Origin of the sequence: Mesorhizobium delmotii (assembly GCF_900149755.1) — a bacterium.
GTDB classification, from domain to species: Bacteria; Pseudomonadota; Alphaproteobacteria; order Rhizobiales; family Rhizobiaceae; genus Mesorhizobium; species Mesorhizobium delmotii.
Map to the genome: position 1 here is coordinate 97639 of NZ_FUIG01000013.1, position 20991 is coordinate 118629.

The 20991-nt window shown below is 64.1% G+C and carries 16 protein-coding genes and 1 pseudogene; 9 read left to right on the plus strand and 8 right to left on the minus strand.

The genetic code is table 11. From position 1 onward, the window contains the following. The first annotated feature begins 417 nt into the window (after positions 1-417). The gene (locus BQ8482_RS38925; RefSeq protein WP_244602593.1) at positions 418-681 is read left to right on the plus strand and encodes a hypothetical protein; all 264 of its coding nucleotides are present in this window, start codon (positions 418-420) and stop codon (positions 679-681) included. Positions 682-843: 162 nt separating this feature from the next. On the opposite strand, the gene BQ8482_RS01920 is transcribed toward BQ8482_RS38925, so the two are convergent. Both BQ8482_RS01920 and gshB read right to left on the minus strand, forming a co-directional pair. Further along, the gene (locus tag BQ8482_RS01920; RefSeq protein WP_123146038.1) at positions 844-2376 is read right to left on the minus strand and encodes a YifB family Mg chelatase-like AAA ATPase; all 1533 of its coding nucleotides are present in this window, start codon (positions 2374-2376) and stop codon (positions 844-846) included. 180 nt (positions 2377-2556) lie between these two features. After that, positions 2557-3498: a glutathione synthase gene (gshB, locus tag BQ8482_RS01925; RefSeq protein ID WP_123146039.1), complete on the minus strand. Its 942-nt coding sequence runs from the start codon at positions 3496-3498 to the stop codon at positions 2557-2559. Positions 3499-3896: 398 nt separating this feature from the next. On the opposite strand from gshB, the gene BQ8482_RS01930 reads away from it, so the two are divergent. The 6 genes and pseudogenes from BQ8482_RS01930 to BQ8482_RS01955 form a co-directional block, all read left to right on the plus strand. Continuing rightward, complete coding sequence (locus BQ8482_RS01930; protein ID WP_123147314.1) at positions 3897-4664, plus strand: SDR family NAD(P)-dependent oxidoreductase; 768 nt, start codon at positions 3897-3899, stop codon at positions 4662-4664. Next, a complete protein-coding gene (locus BQ8482_RS01935; protein ID WP_123146040.1) occupies positions 4661-5611 on the plus strand; it encodes a 2-dehydro-3-deoxygalactonokinase in 951 nt (316 codons plus the stop codon). Before BQ8482_RS01930 ends, BQ8482_RS01935 begins: the two co-directional genes overlap by 4 nt. Beyond that, positions 5608-6249, plus strand: a complete 642-nt coding sequence (locus BQ8482_RS01940; protein WP_123146041.1) for a 2-dehydro-3-deoxy-6-phosphogalactonate aldolase — start codon at positions 5608-5610, stop codon at positions 6247-6249. The genes BQ8482_RS01935 and BQ8482_RS01940 overlap by 4 nt, the downstream gene beginning before the upstream one ends. Next, positions 6246-7127: an SMP-30/gluconolactonase/LRE family protein gene (locus tag BQ8482_RS01945; RefSeq protein WP_123146042.1), complete on the plus strand. Its 882-nt coding sequence runs from the start codon at positions 6246-6248 to the stop codon at positions 7125-7127. Before BQ8482_RS01940 ends, BQ8482_RS01945 begins: the two co-directional genes overlap by 4 nt. A 175-nt stretch (positions 7128-7302) precedes the next feature. Further along, on the plus strand, positions 7303-8373 hold the full coding sequence (locus BQ8482_RS01950) for a D-alanine--D-alanine ligase family protein (protein WP_123147315.1): 1071 nt from the start codon (positions 7303-7305) through the stop codon (positions 8371-8373). A 68-nt stretch (positions 8374-8441) separates the two neighbouring features. Next, positions 8442-8669 (plus strand): annotated as a pseudogene (locus BQ8482_RS01955) (cupin domain-containing protein); the annotation flags it as partial. A gap of 63 nt (positions 8670-8732) precedes the next feature. Here the strand turns inward: BQ8482_RS01955 and BQ8482_RS01960 are convergent. From BQ8482_RS01960 to dnaK, 6 genes are all read right to left on the minus strand, one after another. Beyond that, positions 8733-9020, minus strand: coding sequence for a DUF1330 domain-containing protein (locus tag BQ8482_RS01960; RefSeq protein WP_123146043.1), 288 nt, complete (start codon positions 9018-9020; stop codon positions 8733-8735). Positions 9021-9190: 170 nt separating this feature from the next. Further along, the gene (pyrF, locus tag BQ8482_RS01965) at positions 9191-9874 is read right to left on the minus strand and encodes an orotidine-5'-phosphate decarboxylase (protein ID WP_123147316.1); all 684 of its coding nucleotides are present in this window, start codon (positions 9872-9874) and stop codon (positions 9191-9193) included. Positions 9875-9894: 20 nt separating this feature from the next. Then, the gene (locus BQ8482_RS01970; RefSeq protein WP_123146044.1) at positions 9895-10491 is read right to left on the minus strand and encodes an NADPH-dependent FMN reductase; all 597 of its coding nucleotides are present in this window, start codon (positions 10489-10491) and stop codon (positions 9895-9897) included. Positions 10492-10755: 264 nt separating this feature from the next. Continuing rightward, on the minus strand, positions 10756-11361 hold the full coding sequence (pmtA, locus tag BQ8482_RS01975) for a phospholipid N-methyltransferase PmtA (protein ID WP_123146045.1): 606 nt from the start codon (positions 11359-11361) through the stop codon (positions 10756-10758). A 143-nt stretch (positions 11362-11504) separates the two neighbouring features. Continuing rightward, positions 11505-12635: a molecular chaperone DnaJ gene (gene dnaJ, locus BQ8482_RS01980; protein WP_095491286.1), complete on the minus strand. Its 1131-nt coding sequence runs from the start codon at positions 12633-12635 to the stop codon at positions 11505-11507. A gap of 311 nt (positions 12636-12946) precedes the next feature. Further along, positions 12947-14863, minus strand: coding sequence for a molecular chaperone DnaK (gene dnaK / locus BQ8482_RS01985; protein ID WP_123147317.1), 1917 nt, complete (start codon positions 14861-14863; stop codon positions 12947-12949). Between the two features lie 568 nt (positions 14864-15431). On the opposite strand from dnaK, the gene BQ8482_RS01990 reads away from it, so the two are divergent. Then, positions 15432-17333, plus strand: coding sequence for a hypothetical protein (locus tag BQ8482_RS01990; RefSeq protein WP_244602594.1), 1902 nt, complete (start codon positions 15432-15434; stop codon positions 17331-17333). Positions 17334-17343: 10 nt separating this feature from the next. Next, positions 17344-20871, plus strand: a complete 3528-nt coding sequence (locus BQ8482_RS01995) for a DUF7929 domain-containing protein (RefSeq protein WP_123146047.1) — start codon at positions 17344-17346, stop codon at positions 20869-20871. Positions 20872-20991: the final 120 nt, after the last annotated feature.

Consider the following 20991-nt stretch of genomic DNA (forward strand, 5'->3'; position numbering starts at 1 on the left):
CCCGACAGATATTAGACATCGCTAAAACGTCGTTGTCCCGGTGCATGCGATCTGCTAGATTTTAATCACCGACAAACGGCTTTGGGAGGCCGTGCGTCCGACTTCATGCACAAGATCAACTCAAAACCGGAGAACGGCCATGAAACGGCTTCTGACGGTCGCTGCCCTTGTGGCGGCGGGCAGTTTGATTGCGATACAGGCCGCAGCCGCCGACGACGCTGCGATGATCAAGAGCGCTGAATCCGCCGCACCCCCCGCTGTAGCAAGCGGCGCTGCGATCCACGCTATGGATGAGAAGGGTGCAATGCGCACACTGCGCGAAGGCACAAACGGCTTCTGGTGCATGCCGGACAACCCGGCCACACCTGGCCCGGATCCAATGTGTGGCGATGCCAATTCGATGGAATGGGCAATGGCGTGGATCGAAAAAAAGAACCGCCCAAGGGCAAGGTCGGCTTCATGTATATGTTGGCCGGCGGCACCGACGGCAGCAACACCGATCCTTATGCGACGAAGCCCGAGCCCGGCAACAATTGGGTGGAGACCGGACCGCACGTGATGATCGTCAATGCAACGGATATGATGCAGGGCTATCCGATGGACCCCAAGCCTGACACGTCCAGGCCATATGTGATGTGGGCCGGCACGCCCTACGCACATCTCATGATCCCGGTGAAGTAGCTGCTGCGAAAATGGATGGCGACAGCGATCAGGCTGCGTAGCACCAGGCTGTCGAAATGCTCGCCGGCCCGGCCGCTCCCGGCCCGCAGGCGGCATTGGGGCGATCGCCGCCGGCGACGATGAGGCCCGAGGTCAAGCTTTCCGGCGCCCGGCCGGTGCACTCTACGCCGCCTGCGCCATTCGCTCCGAGCTCATGCGGTAGGAAATCGCCTCGGCCAGATGGATGCGGCCGACCGTCTCGCTCGCCTCGAGATCGGCCAGCGTCCGCGCCACTTTCAGCACCCGATGATAGGCCCGTGCGGAAAAGCCGAGTTTTTCGCTGGCGTCCCTGAGCAGCGACAGGCCTGATGCATCCGGCATCGCGATCTCCTCGATGACCGAGGGCGAGCAATGCGCGTTGGTGGTGGCGGAGGTCGCGCCGAGCCGTTCGAAACGCTCGCGCTGGATCGTCCGGGCGCGTGCCACGCGCAATGCCACCGCGGCACTTTTCTCCGCCCGGTCCGGCCGGATCAGATCGCTGGCCGAGACCGCCGGCACCTCGATCCGGAGATCGATGCGGTCGAGCAGCGGGCCGGAAATGCGCGCCTGGTAGTCGGTGCGGCAACGGTCGCCGCGCAGGCAGCGATAGCCCGGCTCGCCGGCCATGCCGCAGCGGCACGGATTCATCGCCGCGACCAGCTGGATGCGCGCCGGATAGGTGACGCGATGGTTGGCGCGGGCGATCATGCAATCGCCGGTCTCCAGCGGCTGGCGCAGCGCATCGAGCGCCTGCGGCGAGAATTCGGGAAACTCGTCGAGGAACAGCACGCCGTGATGGGCAAGCGAGGCCTCGCCCGGCCGCACGCGCAGGCCGCCGCCGACCATCGCCGCCATCGAGGCCGAATGGTGCGGCGCTCGGAACGGCCGCCGGTCGGTCAGTTTTCCCTCGCCGAGTTCGCCTGCCACTGATGCGATCATCGAGACTTCGAGCAATTCCCTCGGCGCCAGCGGCGGCAGGATCGACGGCAGCCGCTGCGCCAGCATCGATTTTCCCGATCCCGGCGGTCCGACCATCAGCAGATTGTGGCCGCCGGCTGCCGCCACTTCCAGTGCTCGCTTGGCGGTCTCCTGGCCCTTGATGTCGGCGAGATCCGGCAGGTCGCGCGCCGAGGCATGGATGCCGGCTTCCGGCCGCGACAGCACCTGCGTGCCGCGAAAATGATTGGCGATGGCGATCAGGCTGCGTGGCGCCAGGATGTCGAAATCCTTGCCGGCCCACGCCGCTTCCGGGCCGCAGGCGAAAGGACAGATCAGGCCCTTGCCTTCGGCATTGGCGCCGATCGCCGCCGGCAGCGCGCCGGCCACCGCGGCGATGGTGCCGTCGAGCGACAGCTCGCCAAGCACGACATAGCCGGACAGCATGTCGCCTGGAATGGCGCCCAATGCCGCCATCAGGCCGAGCGCGATCGGCAAATCGTAATGGCTGCCTTCCTTGGGCAGGTCAGCCGGCGCCAAATTGACCGTGACCTTTTTCGACGGCATCGACAGGCCCGACGCGTGCAGGGCCGCCTGGACCCGCTCGCGGCTTTCGGCCACCGCCTTGTCGCCGAGGCCGACGATGTGCATGTTGACCTTGCCGGGCGCGATCATCACCTGGACGTCGACCGGTACGGCCTCGATGCCCTGGAAAGCGACCGTACGGACCCGCGCAACCATTTTTTCACCCCCGGATGCAGACTTGCCCAAGCCTCTGCGATCATGCCGCGAACGGCTTTGCCGCAGACAACCACAGATTTACGGCTGAGGCAAGAACATTACGGGAACAATTGGACGCTACAATCTGATGGCGTCGCGGCGCTAACGGGTCGGAAAAACACTGTTCCGCAAAGCGTGCGCTTACTTGCGTTTGTCCTCGACCGCCTCCCAGAACAGGCTCGCAATATCGGCGCCACCAAAACGCTGCACCTCGCGCACGCCGGTCGGCGACGTCACGTTGATCTCGGTCATGTAGTCGCCGATCACGTCGATGCCGACGAGGATAAAGCCGCGCTCTTTCAGCGACGGGCCGATGCGGGCGCAGATCTCGCGTTCGCGCTCCGTCAATTCGGTTTTTTCGGCGCGGCCGCCGACATGCATGTTGGAGCGTGAATCAGTCTCGGCCGGCACCCGGTTGATGGCGCCGACCGGCTCACCGTCGATCAGGATGATGCGCTTGTCGCCGGCGCGCACCTCCTTGAGATAGCGCTGCACGATGTAAGGCTCGCGGAACAACTGCCCGAACATCTCGAGCAGCGAGGCAAGGTTGCGGTCGGCCTCGTGCAGGTGGAAGATGCCGGCGCCGCCATTGCCGTAGAGCGGCTTGACGATGATGTCGCCGAACTCCTTGCGGAAGGCGGCGACCTCCAGCGGGTCCTTGGTGATCAGCGTTTCCGGCATCAGGTCGGGGAATTCGGTGACGAAGATCTTTTCCGGGCTGTTGCGCACCCAGGCCGGGTCGTTGACCACCAGCGTCTTGGGATGGATACGCTCGAGGATATGCGTGGAGGTGATGTAGTTCATGTCGAACGGGGGATCCTGCCTGAGCAGGATGACGTCCATCTCCGACAGGTCGGTGCGGACTTCTTCGCCGAGCGAATAGTGATTGCCCTTCTCATCGCGGACCTGCATTGCCTCGATGCGGGCAAACACCTTGCCGCCGCGCAGCAACAGTCGATCGGGCGTATAATGGAAGAGCTGATGGCCGCGCCGCTGCGCTTCCAGCGACAGCGCGAAAGACGTGTCGCCGGCAATCGAGACGGTGGAGATGTGGTCCATCTGGACGGCGATTTTCAAAGGCATGGCGGATCTCCGGCGGATCGTATGGGCTGCTTGCTTGCCTGTACAACCTCGCCGGTCATCTGCCAATCGCGACATTTTGAGGATTGCCTGCTGCAAGCGGGCGTCTGTCGGTCAGTTGCAGGCAAAGCGAGGCTGTGCGTGCGCTCGATGCCTTCGTGGGTTGGCCGCGCTGCGAGGACGCATAGTGGGGCGTGATCGACTTTTTGTCTGACATAAGCCTCGGGAATCGGTTTTTCTCCCTTGCTCCCCCGACCGGGCTGGGTAGGATGCGCGCCGACTGAGCCTACAGCGCCGCGCGTCCTTTTGGACGCTCAAAGGACGCCGTAGCACTTTGATTTTGCGCATGATCCTTTCCGAAAATCGAAACTGATTTTCGGGCCATGCGCAGGGAGAAAAAGATGATGCCATCGGCGCGCTTTGCCGACCTTGAAGGTGCTTCGGTGCTGATTACCGGCGGCGGCTCCGGCATCGGTGCGGCGCTGACGGAGGGCTTTGCCCACCAGGGAGCAAAGGTCGCCTTCATCGACATCGCCGACGGCCCGAGCCTGGCGCTGGCCGACCGCATCGAGAAGGATCTCGGCCGCCGGCCCCTTTATCTCAAGACGGACATACGCGACATCGAGGCGCTGCGGGCTTCAGCCGCCAAGGCGGCCGAAGCCCATGGCGACGTCACCGTGCTGGTCAACAATGCAGCAGTTGACGATCGCCACGCGGTGGAAGATGTCACCGTGGAGTTCTGGGACAACAACCAAGCGGTTAATCTGCGTCCGCATTTCTTCTCCGCACAGGCGGTGGCGCCGGGCATGAAGCGCGCCGGCGGCGGCTCGATCATCAACTTCACGTCGACATCGTTTCTGATCAACCACCCCGATATGCCGGCCTATACCGCGGCCAAGGCCGGCATCGTCGGCCTGACCAAGGGGCTTGCCGGCAAACTCGGCGCCGACGGCATTCGCGTCAACGCGATCGCACCCGGCTGGGTGATCACTGAGCGGCAGAAGGAGCTCTGGGTTAGCGAACAGGCGCTCGCCGCCCATATTGCCAAGCAATGCATCAAGCAAGTGATGCAGCCGGAAGACATTGTCGGCACGGTGCTGTTCCTGGCGTCGGATGCTTCGCGCATGCTGACCGCGCAGATGCTGATCGTCGATGGGGGCTTCCTGTGAACTCAGCGAGCAGCGTGCCTTCTGTGGCCGCCGTCGACTGGGGCACGACCCGTCTCAGGGTCTGGCTGGTCGATGAGGCCGGAAACGTGCTTGCCGAGCGCCGCGGCGACGACGGGCTGATCACCGCGCAAGCCGCCGGGTTTTCGACCATCCTCGAAGGACATCTGGCGGCGATGGGCGCGCCGGAAGCGATGCCCGTCATCGTCTGCGGCATGGCCGGATCGCGCCAGGGCTGGCTGGAGGCGCCCTATGTCACCGTGCCGGCGCCGATCGGTGCCATCCTTGCCGGCGCTGCGCGCGTCCCCGGCCAGCGCCGCGACATCCGCATCGTGCCGGGCCTGGCCCAGCGCCAGGCCGACGCGCCTGACGTCATGCGCGGCGAGGAAACGCAGCTTGCCGGCGCCGGTTTGCCGGCAAAAGGCCGCCATCTCGTCTGCATGCCCGGCACCCATTCGAAATGGGTGCTGGTCGAGGACAGCGCCGTTACCGGTTTCGGGACATGGCCGACCGGCGAGCTGTTTTCGGTGCTGGCGGCGCATTCGATCCTGCGCCATTCGCTGGGCGAGCAGCCACAGCCGGTTGCATCAGGCAATCCTTTTTTTCAGCGCTGGTGCGAGCAAGCGCTGGCCGAGGGCGGCGATGTCACGTCGAGGCTGTTCTCGATCCGCGCTGCCGGCCTGCTGCAGGACCTGAAGCCCGGCGATGCCGCTGCTTGCCTGTCCGGCCTGCTGATCGGCGGCGAGATCGCCTCGGCCAGCCGCCGTTATGGCAAAGGCGGGTCGGTCGTGCTGGTCGCTTCCGGCGCGCTCAGCACGCTCTATACTGAGGCGCTCGGTCTTGCTGGACTTGCGGTGAGAGCCGTCGATGCCGACGAGGCGGTGCGTGCCGGCCTGATCGAGGCGGCGCGCAAAAATGGCATGATTGCTGGAAGCGGAGTTGCCGCATGACCGAGACCGCACCGTTTCCGAAGCTCGAGCGCGGGCTTGTCGCCATCCTGCGCGGCCTCAAGCCGGACGAGGCGGTGGCCATTGGCCGGGCGATCTTCGAGGCCGGCATCGAAGCGATCGAAGTGCCGCTCAATTCGCCGGACCCGTTTACCTCGATCGCCAGGATTGTTGACGCGCTGCCGGCGACGGCACTGGTCGGCGCCGGGACAGTGCTGACCGCAGCCGATGTCGATGGATTGCACAAGGCCGGCGGGCGGCTGCTGGTCAGCCCCAACATCGATGCCGAGGTCATGGGCCGGGCGATGCATTACGGCATGGTGACGATGCCCGGCGTGTTCACGCCGACCGAGGCCTTCCAGGCCATCCGGCTCGGTGCCTCGGCGCTGAAATTCTTCCCGGCCAGCGTGCTTGGCGCGGCCGGCATCGCGGCGATGCGCGCCGTTTTGCCGGCTGAGACGCTGGTCGGCGCGGTCGGTGGCGTTTCGGAAAAGGACTTTGCCGGCTACAAGGCGTCAGGTGTCAGCGTCTTCGGCCTTGGCTCCAGCCTTTTCAAGCCAGGCATGAGCGTCGATGAGGTGGCAACGCGGGCCCAGGCCGCAGTCGCAGCCTGGGATGCGGCGCTTGGAGCGGCAGGATGAGCGAAGCCATCGTCTCGGTTTTTTCCGACCATGTCTGCCAGCTCGGCGAAGGCCCGAGCTACGACCCCACCACCGATACGCTCTACTGGTTCGACATCGTCAACGGCCAGCTTCTGGAAAAGCGCCTTTCCGGCGGTACGGTCAAAATCCAAGAGCTTGGCCAGATGGCCAGCGCGATCGCCTTCATCGACGACAAAAGACAATTGATCGCCACCGAAACCGGCCTGCATGTCCGCGACGTGGCGACCGGCAAGATGACACTGCATACGACGATCGAGGCCGACAATCCGACGACGCGCTCGAACGATTCGCGCGTCCACCCCTGCGGCGCCTTCTGGGTCGGGACGATGGGCAAAGGCGAGGAAAAGGCCATAGGCTCGATCTACTGGTTCTACAAGGGAGAGCTGCGCCGGCTCTTTTCGGATATCACCGTGTCGAACTCGATCTGCTTTTCCGAAGATGGAACCGTTGCCCATTACACCGATACCAGCACCGGCCTGTTGATGCGCGTCGGTTGCGATCCAGCGACCGGCCTGCCGGTCGGCGAACCGAAGATCTTCGTCGATCACCGCAAGGCCAAGGGCTATATCGACGGTTCGGTGCTCGATCGCGACGGTGTTCTTTGGAACGCCTGCTGGGGCGGCAGCGTCATCGAAGCATACGGGCCTGACGGCAAGCTCATCCGATCGGTCGCGATGCCGGCGACGCAGCCCTCCTGCCCCGCCTTTGTCGGCAGGGATGCCGACCGGCTGGCGGTCACCTCTGCCTGGTCGGGCAAGGATGAGAAACAGCGCCTGCTGGATCCGCAAGCCGGCATGACGTTTCTGCTCGATATTCCGGTCAACGGCCGCTTCGAGCCGCGCGTGCTGATCGCCTAGACCATGATCCCGAACCTTCGGTCCGGAAAAGATCACGGTCAACATGAAGATAGCGCCGCACTGTCGTGCAGGCGTCCAGCTGACGTCGGTTTTCCGCGAAAGCCGAATGCGTCCGCCGTGCGATGGTAGGCAATCGCGCTGCCAGGACCCGTTCATCCCCGGGATCGTGCATCTCATGTCAAGCCGCAGGCCGAAGCTGATCCTTGTCTACGAGCCGGAAAAGGCCTGCTTCGACCGGCTGGTCGCCGATGGCCACGTGCCGGCGCGCGCCGCCGAAATCGCCTCCTATCTGGCGCAGTCGACCGACATCGCCCCTGAGTTCGACGCGCTGGCGGCAGCCTGCCAGACGCGCGGCCTGTCCTTCGTGCCGGTGGAACTCGACGATGCCGCAAGCGTGCTTGCCGTTGAGGGCCCGGACACGACGCTGGTGTGGACGCTGACCGACGGCATCGCCTATTTCCGAGGCGGTACGGCGCCGGCTCTGGCAAGACTGAACGGCCTGAAGGCACTCGGCGCCGATGATGCGCTGTTTGCACTCTGCCAGGACAAATTCCGCTCCGGCGCCGTGCTCGGCGCACTCGGCCTGCCGGTGCCGCAATCCGGTTTGGCCCGCGACGGTCATTGGCTGGTCGAGCCACCGGCTTCGCCAGCCGGCTGGTTCGTAAAGCCGAACCGGCTCGGCGCCAAGATCGGCATCTGGCCGGATTCACGCTGTAACGATCTCGGCCATGCGCTGGAGCTTAGCCGGCGCGTTTTCGCCGCCTATCGCGACGATGTCGTCGTGCAGCCCTATGTCGCCGGGCGCAATGCGCGCGCGAGCTTTCTCGGCCTGAAGCCGGACACCGGGGTCGAGGCGCTCGGCATCGCCTTTGTCGATGCGGGCGGTGATTTCCAGACCATGGCGGACAGCCTGGCGCTTTACGGCGACACCGGCGAGGCTGCCAAGGCGGCGGGAACATATGCCGAGCCGGTGCTGCTGCCGGTCGCCGCCAGCCAGCCGCGAGCCGATGCAAGGATCCGACGGATCGCCGAAAGCATGATGACCGGACTTGGCCTGCGGGATGTGTTTTCCATCGATTTCCGGGTCGAGGCCGACGACAGCGTCCATCTCATCGAGTTCGAGGTCTGCCCCGGCCTGCCCTGCTTCGATTTCCGCGCCTATTGCCGTACGCAGTGGGAGATGGGCCTCGCCGATGCGATGGCCGAGACCGCTGCGAGTCGTTTTGGTCGATTGGCCGCGTCTTGAGCAGAAATCCTGCGTGAAGCTGCCCGGAACCCTGCAGCCAAGTCCGCCAGTGGACTTCGGAAGATGGCAAGATCGAAGTCGGTGTCTGGGAATGTTCGCAGGGCCGGTTCACCGCGCGCCGAGACACGAATTCCGAGATTTGCCACATCGTCTCCGGCCGCGTGACGCTGCACGGTCCCGACGGCGCGGCCAAAGATGTCGGGCCCGGCGAATTGCTTGTCCTGCCTCTTGGCTGGGAGGGCGAATGGACCATCCACGAGAAAACGCGCAAGCTTTACATCCTGCATCCGGTCTGATCGCCGCGGGCACGTTCGCGACGGTTCCAAATGACTCTGCACGCTACGGCGGTGGCCGCTGAACTAAACCCCTTCGACCAGCACGATCTCGCCGTCGGCCACCTTCTGGCGGATCGCGACGGCGCGCTGGTATTCGGGCGAGTGATAGCAATCCTGCGCCGCAGCCAATGACGGAAACTCGATGATCACATTGCGGTCGCGACCTGGGCCCTCGGCCTTTTCATGTGCACCGCCACGTGCCAGGAATTTTACATCGAAAAGGTCGAAGGCAAGCTTGGCGGCGGCAACATAGTCCTTGTAGCCTTCGGCATCGCGCACATCGACGCGGGCGATCCAGTATCCCTTTGGCATGCTTCTTCTCCTGGTTTTTGGCCGTGCACGGACCGATTTCGAAAATCGCTCCGGCGAGATGGCTGGGGGCGTTTTCGAGAACCGGAGTGGAGCGTACTTAAAGTATATGAGCACCGGAAGCGGAGAAAACGCCGTCAGACGGCCGCCGGAGTAGAGTTTCGGAATTGGTCCTAGGCCGAGCGCATTTCGTCAAGAATTGCTTCCGCGACCGCCCGTCTGTCGGCGGCGCCGACGATCGGCCGGCCGACGACGAGATGGCTGGAGCCGTTGCGGATCGCTTGCGCCGGCGTGACCACGCGTTTCTGGTCGCCATGGTCGCTGCCCTTGGGCCGTATCCCCGGCGTGACGACGGCCATGTCGGGCCCGACGATCCGGCGCACCGCTTCCGCTTCCTCGGCCGAGCAGACGATGCCCCCCATGCCGGCATGCAGCGCCTGTTCGGAGCGCCTCAGCACCAGCGTGTGCGGGTCATGCTCATAGCCGGCGTCGATCACGTCCTGCTCGTCCATCGAGGTCAGCACGGTGACGCCGAGCAGGCAGAGATCGCTGCCCCTGGCGGCCTCGACCGCTGCCTTCATCGTCTTCGGATAGGCGTGCAGCGTCAGCATGGTCATGCCCATTCTGGCAATGGCCTCGACACCCTTGGCCACCGTGTTGTCGATGTCGAGCAGCTTCATGTCGAGGAAGATCCTGGTGCCGCCGCTGGCGAGCTCGCGGGCGAAGTCGAGGCCGCCGGCGAATGCGAGCTGATAGCCGATCTTATAGAAGGAGATGACCCCGTCGAGCTCGCGCACCGCCTTCTCGGCGTCCTTCAGCGTCGGCAGGTCGAGGCCGACGATCAGCCTGTCTTGCATGGTGCTGTCGCGTTGCTGGATCACGCCTCGATCCGCGTCGACAGCATGCGCGAGGTTTCGATCAGCGTGCGGCATAGGTGCTCCATCGATCTGTGCAGTTTCTCGTCCCTGAAATTTCCGTCCTCGTCGAAGGCGTTGCCGCCCTCCGGCACCGAGCATTCCGGCGTCACCACCTCCATCTTGCAGCGCACCAGCACGGCGCGCAGATGGTTGATGCAGCGTACCCCGGCGAAATGTCCTTTGGAAGACGAACAAAGGCCGGCGGGCTTGCCGGCGAACGGCCTGAACGACCGCCCGCCATCCATGCGCACCCGGCTCACCCAATCGATGGTGTTCTTGAGCAGCGGCGGGATCGAGCCGTTATATTCGGGCGTCGCGATCAGCAGCCCATCATGCGCAGCGATCTGCCGGGCAAACTTGATGGCGTTTTCAGGAATGCCTTTCTCCTTTTCCAGGTCCTCGTCGAGGATCGGCAGCGGATACTCGACAAGCGAGATGCGGGTCACCTCGGCACCCTGCAGGGCGAGTTCCCTCTGCGCCACATCGGCGGTCCTGCCGCTGTAGGCGCCAGTGCGAATCGAACCTGCGACGACGAGAATTTTCGAGATCACTGCCATTGGCCACACTTGTCCCCGGACAGGTACAGCCAAGGAACGGTCAAATCAACGCACCGGCCCAAAAATCGAAAAGCGATCTTTGAGGCACTTGAGTGAAGGGTGTGTTGAGATTCAGGTCAGGCCGAGCCGGAGTCGAAGACGGGCGCGAAGCGACCAAACAGGTGGGTTCCGAGAACCGGAGCGGAGCGTACTTGAAGTACGTGAGCACCGGAAGCGCAGGAAGCTGCCATTTGGAGGCCGGCCTCACCTGAATATCGGCACACCCTAATGCGCCCCGCGCCGGTAGATCCACAGCTGCGTTGGCGGGATGTTGCGGATGACGAAATGGAAGTGCTCGACCGTGTAGTCGCCGCGGCCGGGCGGGATCGGCGACAGCGGGCCGTAGGTCAGCTGCACGATCGGGCGGCCTGTCGGGATGCGGTCGAGAAGGCTTTCGACATAGGCGATGCGCTGGGCGACCGGGAAATTGAGCAATGGCACGCCGGAGATGACCGAATCGAAGGTCAGACCGCTCTTGTCGCCGAGTGTCGCATCGAGATTGAAGGCGTCGCCCTCGATGACGTTGACGCCGGGATAGAGCTGGCGCAGATGGCGCACGAAATCGGGGGAGTATTCGACTGCGTAGAGATTTTCAGGCTTTACGCCCTGGGCGAGGATGGCTCGGGTGATGACGCCGGTGCCGGGCCCGACTTCGAGCACCGGCAGGCCCGACTTCGGGTTGACGACGGAGGCCATCTTGCGGGCCGTGGTGGAACTGGTCGGCACGATCGAACCGACCGCCTTCGGCTTGTCGATCCAGCCCTTGAAGAACTTCAGTTCGTCGTCGAACTTTTCCGCCAGCGCCTTTCGCAGTCCGGGACCATGTGCCATGCAAGTTCTCCTGAACGCTCCCCCCGAGAGGCTACTTAGCAGCTACGGGGTCCAAGGCAAGGCGGATGCCGGTATAAGATGTTGATGACGCTAGGGAAGCCTCGCCTTGATTGCACGCTACACCGGATTGGCGAGAATAGGCATCAGCGCTCGCCGAAGGCTTCGAAAAAGTCCTTCATGCGGGCGAAAAAGCCGCTCGACTGCGGCGAATTATCCTTCGAGGAAAGCTGCTCGAACTCCTCCAGCAACTCGCGCTGGCGGCGGGAAAGGTTTTGCGGCGTCTCGACCGCGGTCTGGATATAGAGATCGCCGACATTGTGCTGGCGCAGCACCGGCATGCCCTTGCCCTTTAGGCGGAACTGGCGGCCGTTCTGGGTGCCTTCCGGCACTTTCACTTTCGTCTGGGTGCCGTCCAGCGTCGCCACCTCGAAGGAGCCGCCAAGTGCTGCCGTCGTCATCGAGATCGGCACCTTGCAGTAGAGATCGGCGCCGTCGCGCTGGAAGAATTCGTGCGGCTTGACCGCGAGGAAAATATAGAGGTCGCCCGACGGGCCGCCGCGCAGGCCGGCCTCGCCCTCATTGGCAAGGCGGATGCGGGTGCCGTCCTCGATGCCGGCCGGGATATTGACCGACAGCGAGCGCTCCTCGGTGACGCGGCCCTGGCCGGCACATTTCGGGCACGGCTCCTTGATGGTCTGGCCACGCCCCTGGCATTGCGGGCAGGTGCGCTCGATCGAAAAGAACCCTTGCGTGGCGCGCACCTTGCCGTGGCCGTTGCACATCGAGCAGGTGACGGGCTGGGTGCCGGGCTTGGCGCCGCTGCCGGAGCATTCCGTGCAGGAGATCGAGGCCGGCACGTGAATCTGTGCGGTCTTGCCGGTAAACGCCTCCTCAAGCGTGATTTCCATATTGTAGCGCAGGTCGGCGCCGCGCTCGCGGCCACCTGAGGAGCGGCGCTGGCGCCCGCCCATCATGTCGCCGAAAATATCCTCGAAGATGTCGGCGAAGCCGCCGGCGCCGAAGCCGTGTGCTCCGCCGTTCATGCCGCCCTGTTCAAAGGCGGCGTGGCCGAAACGGTCGTAGGCCGCACGTTTCTGCGGGTCCTTCAGCGTCTCGTAGGCTTCGTTGATTTCCTTGAATTTGTGCTCGCAGGCATGATCGCCGGGATTGCGATCGGGATGGAACTGCATGGCGAGCTTGCGGAAAGCGCTCTTGAGCTCCTTCTCGTCGGCCCCCTTTTGCACGCCCAACGTTTCGTAGAAATCAGCTTTCATCTTTTCCTGCAGTCCGGATATTCAACGTCTTGAAGCCTTGTTGCGTCGTTTGCCGGCACGCTGTTCCGATTTAGGTGCGATGGAGCCGGGATGCCAGTGTTGACACGGGCTTGCTCGCACTTTTTCGATCAGGCCCGCACTTTTTCGGCCATAGTTGCAAAAAAGCCCGGCTTTGCGCCGGGCTTTACTACAGCGCCGCGCGTCCTGTTGGACGCGCAAAGGACGCTGTAGCACTTTGATTTTTGCGCATGATCCTCCCCGAAATCGATTCCGATTTCGGGGTCATGCGCCTAAACCTGCCGTCAGGCCGCTCAGGCCGACTTCTTCTTGTCGTCGTCCTCGTTGATTTCCTCGAAATCGGCATCGACCACGTCGCTGTCCTTGGCGGCATCCGCCTTGGCGTCAGCCTCCGCGGCTTCCTTCTGCGAAGCCTCGTACATGGCCTGGCCGAGCTTCATCGAAGTTTCTGCGAGCGCCTGGGTCTTGGCTTCGATCTCGGCCGTGTCGTCGCCTTCGGCCGCGGTCTTCAGCGCCGCGATCGCATCGGCGATCGCCGTGCGGTCGGCCTCGGAAACCTTCTCGCCATATTCCTTCAGCGACTTCTCCGAGGAATGCACCAGCGCTTCGGCCTGGTTGCGGGCCTCGACCAGCGCGCGCCGCTTCTTGTCGGCCTCGGCATTGGCTTCGGCGTCCTTCACCATCTTCTCGATGTCGGCGTCCGAAAGGCCGCCAGACGCCTGGATGCGGATCTGGTGCTCCTTGCCGGTGCCCTTGTCCTTGGCCGAGACGTTGACGATGCCGTTGGCGTCGATGTCGAAAGTGACCTCGATCTGCGGCACGCCACGCGGCGCCGGCGGAATGCCGACCAGGTCGAACTGGCCGAGCGCCTTGTTGTCGGCGGCCATTTCACGCTCGCCCTGGAAGACGCGGATGGTCACGGCCGACTGTGAATCCTCGGCCGTCGAGAACACCTGGCTCTTCTTGGTCGGGATCGTCGTGTTGCGCTCGATCAGCCGCGTGAACACACCACCCAGCGTCTCGATGCCGAGCGACAGCGGCGTCACGTCGAGCAGCAGCACGTCCTTGACGTCGCCCTGCAGCACGCCGGCCTGGATGGCGGCGCCCAACGCGACGACCTCGTCCGGATTGACGCCCTTGTGCGGCTCCTTGCCGAAGAACTGCTTCACGATCTCCTGGATCTTGGGCATGCGGGTCATGCCGCCGACCAGGACGACCTCGTCGATTTCGCCGGCTTTCAGACCGGCATCCTTGAGCGCCGCCTTGCAGGGATCGATCGTGCGCTGGACGAGATCCTCGACCAGGCTCTCGAACTTCGCCCGCGTCAGCTTCAGCGTCAGGTGCTTGGGACCGGTGGCATCGGCGGTGATGAAGGGCAGGTTGATCTCGGTCTGCGTCGTCGACGACAGCTCGATCTTGGCCTTTTCGGCCGCTTCCTTGAGGCGCTGAAGGGCGAGCTTGTCGCTGCGCAGGTCGATGCCCTGTTCCTTCTTGAACTCGGCCGCCAGATATTCGACCAGACGCATGTCGAAATCCTCGCCGCCGAGGAAGGTGTCACCATTGGTCGACTTCACCTCGAAGACGCCGTCGCCGATTTCGAGCACTGAAATGTCGAAGGTGCCGCCGCCAAGGTCATAGACGGCAATGGTCTTGCCTTCCTTCTTGTCGAGGCCATAGGCAAGCGCGGCCGCGGTCGGCTCGTTGATGATGCGCAGCACTTCAAGTCCGGCGATCTTGCCGGCATCCTTGGTCGCCTGGCGCTGGGCGTCGTTGAAATAGGCTGGAACGGTGATGACCGCCTTCTCGACCTTCTCGCCGAGATAGGCTTCCGCCGTTTCCTTCATCTTCTGCAGGATCATCGCCGAGATCTGGCTGGGTGACTGCTTCTTGCCGCCGGCCTCGACCCAGGCGTCGCCATTGTCGCCCTTGACGATCTTGTAGGGGACAAGCTTCTTGTCCTTTTCCGTCACCGGATCGTCATAGCGGCGGCCGATCAGGCGCTTGACCGCGAAGATGGTATTTTCAGGATTGGTGACTGCCTGGCGCTTGGCCGGCTGGCCGACGAGGCGCTCGCCATCGCTGTTTATGGCGACGATGGAAGGGGTCGTGCGCGCGCCTTCCGCATTCTCGATCACCTTCGATTCCTTGCCATCCATGATGGCGACACAAGAGTTGGTAGTCCCCAGATCGATACCGATTACTTTTGCCATTTTTCTAATCTCTCCGCTAAGCAGGCTCTCAGGACCCGTACAGGCGTTCCGGCGAAAGCCCCTGTTCACAAGAAATTCCGCTTCGGCCACCGGCATTCCGGCGTCGAACGGCTTGGCGCGTATATAAGAACAGGCTGCGCGGCGCGCAAGCATTCTGCGCAAGGCATCCAACATCCTTTTCTCCGGCCATGGCTCCCCTGAACCTTTCCGCGTCCGTTCGCGACTGACACCAAGGTGCGCCGCATGGTGCGGCCCTGGAAAGGAAAGCCCCATGACTGGAAATCCAGAGCCTCCGCGGTCTCCGGGAACTCAGCGCGACCACCATTTGTGGGATGGAGCCGATATGCCAGGCCTTCCGCTGATTCCGTTGACCCTGCGTAAGTGCCGGCATATCGTGACTACGAGGAAAGCAGACAATTCGATCAGGGAAAAACGTGCCGGAGCGCCGCGTCTTGCCCTGATTTGCGCGGAAATGCCGGATGTTTCTCCCGTAGCCCACGGGGGGAACTCCATGTCTGGCGACCACGGCGCGTTCATGCGCACTCGTGCTGGCCGTTCGCGTTGTGCGATGCAACAAACCAGTGGCTTTCTGGCGCTGGCGCTCGCCACCACCCTGTGGCTTGGCGGTGCCGCCCAGGCGCAGCAAACGCAGATCATCTATCCAGGCTCGATGGCGGTGACCGGATTTTCCGGCACCGTCATTCCCAATTTCGAAGAAGGCCTGCCGCCCGGCGTCGACCCTCTCGACGAAACTTTCATCGACACGACGCGCGCAACCTTGCGCGTCTTAGACGTTTCAAGGCTGGGCGGGCCGGCCTCCGGCCAGCTCGTCTTCACCCCGCCGCCCTTCGAAGTGACGGCCGGGCAGATCGGCCTGGTGTTCGCCATCACCTATGACGACGGTGTCCGCGACGGCGCTCCCTCAGGCATTCCGAACCTCTATGCCGGCGCCACCTCGTTGCACGGCATCCGCATCGTCACTTCAGACGAAGATGCGGACGGTCGTCCCGAGCGGCAGCGTCGCGGTGCTGCCGGCGCCACCTTCATGGACGGCCAATTCGGCACCGAGAACGGTGGCGGACCGGGCACGATCTGGAAGATCGACGGCATCACCGGCCAGGTGAGCAAATTCGCCGACATCGACACCAACAGGGGTCCCGGCATCGGCGACGTCACCTTCGACAATATCCACCGCCAGCTCTTCGCCAGCGACCTCGACACCGGTCTCATCCACCGCATCGACGCCAACGGCGCCCTGATCGACAGGTTCGACCACGGCGTTGCCGGGCGCCCGGCGCACGGGCTGGCCCCGCTTGCCGACGATGGGACGGGGATGGACATCGAAGACGCTGCGTTCGACAGCGAAGACCCGGACAGCTGGGGCTACACGCAGGACGAGCGCCGCGTCTGGTCCGTCGCCTATCATGGCGGCCGGCTCTATTATTCGGTCGGTGAAAAGGCCGAGATCTGGTCGGTGGGCGTTGCCCGCGACGGCAGCTTTGCCGGCGACCCGCGCTGGGAGCTGACGGTCAAGGCCGGCAAGGACCACGCCGTCACCGACATCGCTTTCGATATCAGCGGCTTCATGTACCTGGCCCAGCGCGGCCCGGTGGAAAGCCGCCACGACTACAGCCGGTTCGCCAATTCCGTCAAGGGAGAGGTCATCCGCTATTGGCGCGAAAACCCGGACGATCCGGCGACGGAATCAATCTGGGTGGAAATGCCGCAGGACTATGCGGTCGGCTTCCCCCAGGGCAACCGGCGGTCGGCCGGCGGCCTCGACCTGCAATATGGCTATGACGCCGACGGCAACCTCGACGCGAACGTCTGCACCGACACGCTGGTCAAGACCGGCGACAAATTGCGTGATAACCCTGGGCTTGCCGAACAGCTTGGCGGGCCGCTGGCCGTGCACGGCGTGCAGATCACGCCGATGGCGCTGGTCAAGCCGGCCAACGTGCCACCTTTCGGCTCGTGGTTCGTCGACTTCGACGGTTATTTCGAGGACCCCGAGGTTGAAGGTCATGTCGGCGACGTCGAGGTCTGGCACCCCTGCGAAGGCCGTGCCGGCTACTACGAGCAGATACCGGGCGGCGGTTACCTGCCACCTTTCTATCCGCGTGATTTTCCGCGGCCCGGCGGCGTGCCTCCTTGCCTCGACCTTGAGGATGTCAGGTATTTCTGCGCGCCCTCCGGTCTCAAGGCCGAACTCTATCTCCGCGACCCTGCCGGCTTTGGCGGCGATTCGATCAAGGCAATGTCCAGGACTTCAGGCGTCGGCGTGACTTCACCCCAATCGCATGCTCCCGGCGCGCCTTACACGATCGGCATCACCGGCCATTATCCTGGCGACACGGTCGATGTCGGGCTCTGCTTCTACAGGCGGTCCGACCGCGACAAGGGCGGCTACTTCCCTTGCTGCAAGATGACCGTGCCGCTCAGAACCCCAGCCGTCAGCTGCGAACGTTGAGGAGGGGAAGATGAGCAATTCAGCATTTTCCCCGCGTGCGACGATCATGAAACCGCTGTCACTCGCCGGGCGCGGCGCGCGCTGGCTGATGGCGGCCGGGATCGCGGTCGCCATGCTGGCCCCGGCGCAAGGCTTCGCCCAGGACCTTGTTCCGGCCCAGACCAGCCAGGCCGACCTCGACAAGCCCGCCGACCCCGGTCCGCTCGTAACCGCCAGTCCGGATTTCGGGCTCGACCTGGACAATCCGCGCATCGTCAATCCGCGGCCCGGCCGGGTTGTGCCTTTCCTTACCAAGAAAGGCAGGCAACGAGGCTGCGACTTTGTCGTATATTCGCTGAGCTTTGGCCTGCGCGGCAATCCGCAAGCTTTTGCCAGCCCGAGCCTCGCGGCCGCGCTGGAAAAGGTCAAGATCGACTTCAAGGACCAGCTTCCGAATGGCCTGCGGATCGTCGGCGTGCATGTGTCCGACGACGGCTCGGATGCGTCAGGCGGACCGCTGCCCGGGGCCTCGATCAGCACGTCGGCAAATCCCAACGACACGGCTGATGTTTCCGATTTCCGGATCTCAGCCTCCGATCTCGACGGCGTCGGCGCTCCGAACGAGCGCGTCATCACCTTGCAGATCACCGCCAGGATCGACCATGCGGCGTTTGCCTCGCCGGCGATCGTCGACAATCAGGGCATGATCAAGCTGACGGTCGGACCCGGCACCGGGACCATCATCCCGTCGCAGGATCCGGCCAAGCCGGACGACGGCAATTTCCTCACCGGCGAAAAAACCTCGATCAAGATCGACTTGGCCAAATGCAGCCCGCCGCCTCCACCTCCCGGCGACCGGGAATGCTTCAAGGTGGAACGCGGCACGGTCGATTGCGTACCCGGCGGCGGCGCCTTCATCTACCACATGCCGGTCGGCGCCGAGATGGGCGGCAAATGGGTGCAGCTTTCGACGACGACACCAGGCATCACTATCATCCCCGACACGCAATTGGCGCCGGCGGGCGGCGGTGTGCTCGACTGGAAGATCGTCGGTGCCTCACCTGGCGACGTCATCCACCTCATCGTCACCGGAATCGAAACCTATGCCGGCCCGGAAGAGGGCTGGGGCCTGTGCTGCACGCAGACAATCGAAATCGTCATTCCGCGCGACCAGAGATGTCCGCCCAAGGACAGGGAGCCGGATCTGAAAGTCGAAAAACGCGCCGACGTTCCGCATTGCACGATGGGTGGCGACTGCGACTTCACCATCAGGGTCACCAATGTCGGCGCCGGGCCGTATCACGGCAAGATCGTTATCGACGAAGTAACGCTGCCGGCCGGCTCCACTCTCGATTCAGGACCGAATGCGCCCTGGGCCTGTGCGCCGGCGGCCACCCCGATGATATGCACCCATCCAGTGACCACGCTCAACCCGGGTGCCTCCGTCGACCTCAAGCTCGGCTTCAAGCCGGCCGGAGGTTGGAAGGGCCGCATCTTGCGCAACTGCGCCGCCTATAATTATGGGGCCAGCGGCAAGCCGCTGTTCGGCAGCCAGCAAAACGACCGCGGCTGCGCCTCGATCCCGATCTGCCGGCGTGGCGACCGTGACCGCGACTGCCGGCCGCCGGTGGAAAAGAAGCTCGATCTGATCCTGAAGAAGCGTGCCCGCACCCCGGTCTGCACGGCCGATCGTGTCTGCACCTTCGTGATCGACATCATCAACAACGGCAGCGTCCTCTATGACGGGCCGCTGACGGTCACCGACACCTATCCGGGCGGCGCGCCGGCATCGTCGAGCTTCGGGCCGACCCCGCCTTGGACATGCGGACCGAACGGTCCCGGCCAGTTCCGCTGCGACAATGCCGGCATCGTGCTCTCGCCGGGCGCCTCGACGCCGATTTTCGTCAAGGCGGTGATGCCGCCCGGCTACCGTCCGGACACCGTCGAGAACTGCGCCGAGGTGAAAGCCATCCCCGGTGAGAACGACCTCACCAACAACCGGGGCTGCGCCAAGCAACGCATCGGTGATGGCGGCAAGCCGGCCATTCGCATCACCAAGCTGTGCAGCGGCTCGCTGGCCGGTGCTGTCGCCGTCACCTGCCGCATCACCGTCATCAGCACCGGCACCACTGCCCCAACTGGTCCGGTGCGGGTCAACGATGCCGCCGCGCTGGTGGCCGGAGGCGCGCCCGTCCCGATCCAGACCATCACCCCTGACGGCGCGGAATGGACGTGCGGACCGGTTCCGGCCAATGCGTTGTCGTGCCAGATTCCCGGCGCCGTCATGACGCCCGGAACCAGCCGCCACTTCGATGTGACGGTTGCAGCAAATGGCGTGTTCGAGAACTGCGCACGCGGCTTCTACGGCCCGGCGCCAGGAGACGACATTGTCTATCCGATCGGCAGGGCCTGCGCCAAGGGTGGCGGTGCCTCGACCATCCGTGTCGAGAAGGCTGGTGATGCCGAGTGCCGGATCGGCCGGCGATGCTCATTCGAGATCACCATCGCGAACGATGGCCAAAACGCCTTCTCCGGTCCGGTTCGCATCGGTGATGCGATCGGCGTCGAAGGCCTTGGCCGGCTGGAAGGCGTTGCGATCACCTTGATCGACCCGCCCTTCGGCTGCGCGCCGGAACCGGCGACCTTGCCGGCATCCTGCATCGCCAATCTGACGCTCGGCGCCGGGGAAAGCCACGTTCACCGTGTGACCGTGATCATTCCCGACGACGGCCGCCTGGCCAATCTGCAGGGCACCGTCAGCGGCCAGAACTGCGTCGGCGTGCTGTCGCCCCACACGCCGGTGCGAGGTGCGGGCGAAGTGCTCTCCCGCGACCTGACCAACGTGCAGGGCGATCGCGGCAAGGCCTATGCCTGCCATCCCTTCACCATCAAGAATGAGGTGCAGAAGGAGTGCTCGGCAGATCTCGTCATGAACGACGCCGGCCGGTGCGTCTGCCCGGAAGGCACCACTTTCCGCAACGGCCAGTGCTCGTCGGGTGGCGGCACGGTTATCATACCGAAGCCGAAGGAGCGCTGCGTGCTGCTCAAGGGCCAGATCCGGACCTCCGACGGGCGTTGCGTCTGCCCGAGCGGAACCGAGCTGGAGAACCGCAGGTGCGTGTCGACCGACGAGCCGCCAGCACGCCTGTGCAAGCTGCTGCCCGGTCAGATCCGCACCAAGAGCGGCGATTGCGTCTGCCCGAGACGGACGGAACTGAGGGGTAGGGCCTGCGTGCCGATCGTCAAGAAGCCGACCGTTGAACAGTGCACCACCCGCGGCCAGATTCACAACAAGCGCGGCGCCTGTGTCTGCCCGCGCGGGACCGAGGTGATCAGAGGCGCATGCCGCCGGGCGCAGGTGGAGTGTGCGCCTGGCTCACGGCTGATCAATGGCCGGTGCCAGCCGATCATCAAGCGGCGCTGTCCGGTCGGGACAGTCGGACAGTATCCGGACTGCAACCCTATCCGCAGGGCGCCGACGCTGCAGATCAATCCGAACCTGTTGCTGAACCCGAACATCTTGCAGCAGCCGAGGCGCAGGCCGCGGGCTCTCCAGTAGGGATCCGGCGCGTAACAAGCCGTAATCTTCGACCGCAACACCAAAACCCCGCCGGAGCAATCCGGCGGGGTTTTGGTGTTGGTCGGACGTGTTTCAGCCGCCATGTGAACCTAATCGCTG

Coding starts and splice junctions, on each gene's coding strand:
- BQ8482_RS01940 (WP_123146041.1), top strand. CDS start 5,608: ATGACCGAGACCGCACCGTTTCCGAAGCTCGAGCGCGGGCTTGTCGCC.
- BQ8482_RS01995 (WP_123146047.1), top strand. CDS start 17,344: ATGAGCAATTCAGCATTTTCCCCGCGTGCGACGATCATGAAACCGCTG.
- pmtA (WP_123146045.1), bottom strand. CDS start 11,361: ATGGCACATGGTCCCGGACTGCGAAAGGCGCTGGCGGAAAAGTTCGAC.
- BQ8482_RS01945 (WP_123146042.1), top strand. CDS start 6,246: ATGAGCGAAGCCATCGTCTCGGTTTTTTCCGACCATGTCTGCCAGCTC.
- BQ8482_RS01960 (WP_123146043.1), bottom strand. CDS start 9,020: ATGCCAAAGGGATACTGGATCGCCCGCGTCGATGTGCGCGATGCCGAA.
- dnaJ (WP_095491286.1), bottom strand. CDS start 12,635: ATGAAAGCTGATTTCTACGAAACGTTGGGCGTGCAAAAGGGGGCCGAC.
- pyrF (WP_123147316.1), bottom strand. CDS start 9,874: ATGCAAGACAGGCTGATCGTCGGCCTCGACCTGCCGACGCTGAAGGAC.
- BQ8482_RS01970 (WP_123146044.1), bottom strand. CDS start 10,491: ATGGCAGTGATCTCGAAAATTCTCGTCGTCGCAGGTTCGATTCGCACT.
- BQ8482_RS01930 (WP_123147314.1), top strand. CDS start 3,897: ATGATGCCATCGGCGCGCTTTGCCGACCTTGAAGGTGCTTCGGTGCTG.
- BQ8482_RS01920 (WP_123146038.1), bottom strand. CDS start 2,376: ATGGTTGCGCGGGTCCGTACGGTCGCTTTCCAGGGCATCGAGGCCGTA.
- BQ8482_RS01950 (WP_123147315.1), top strand. CDS start 7,303: ATGTCAAGCCGCAGGCCGAAGCTGATCCTTGTCTACGAGCCGGAAAAG.
- dnaK (WP_123147317.1), bottom strand. CDS start 14,863: ATGGCAAAAGTAATCGGTATCGATCTGGGGACTACCAACTCTTGTGTC.
- BQ8482_RS01990 (WP_244602594.1), top strand. CDS start 15,432: ATGCAACAAACCAGTGGCTTTCTGGCGCTGGCGCTCGCCACCACCCTG.
- gshB (WP_123146039.1), bottom strand. CDS start 3,498: ATGCCTTTGAAAATCGCCGTCCAGATGGACCACATCTCCACCGTCTCG.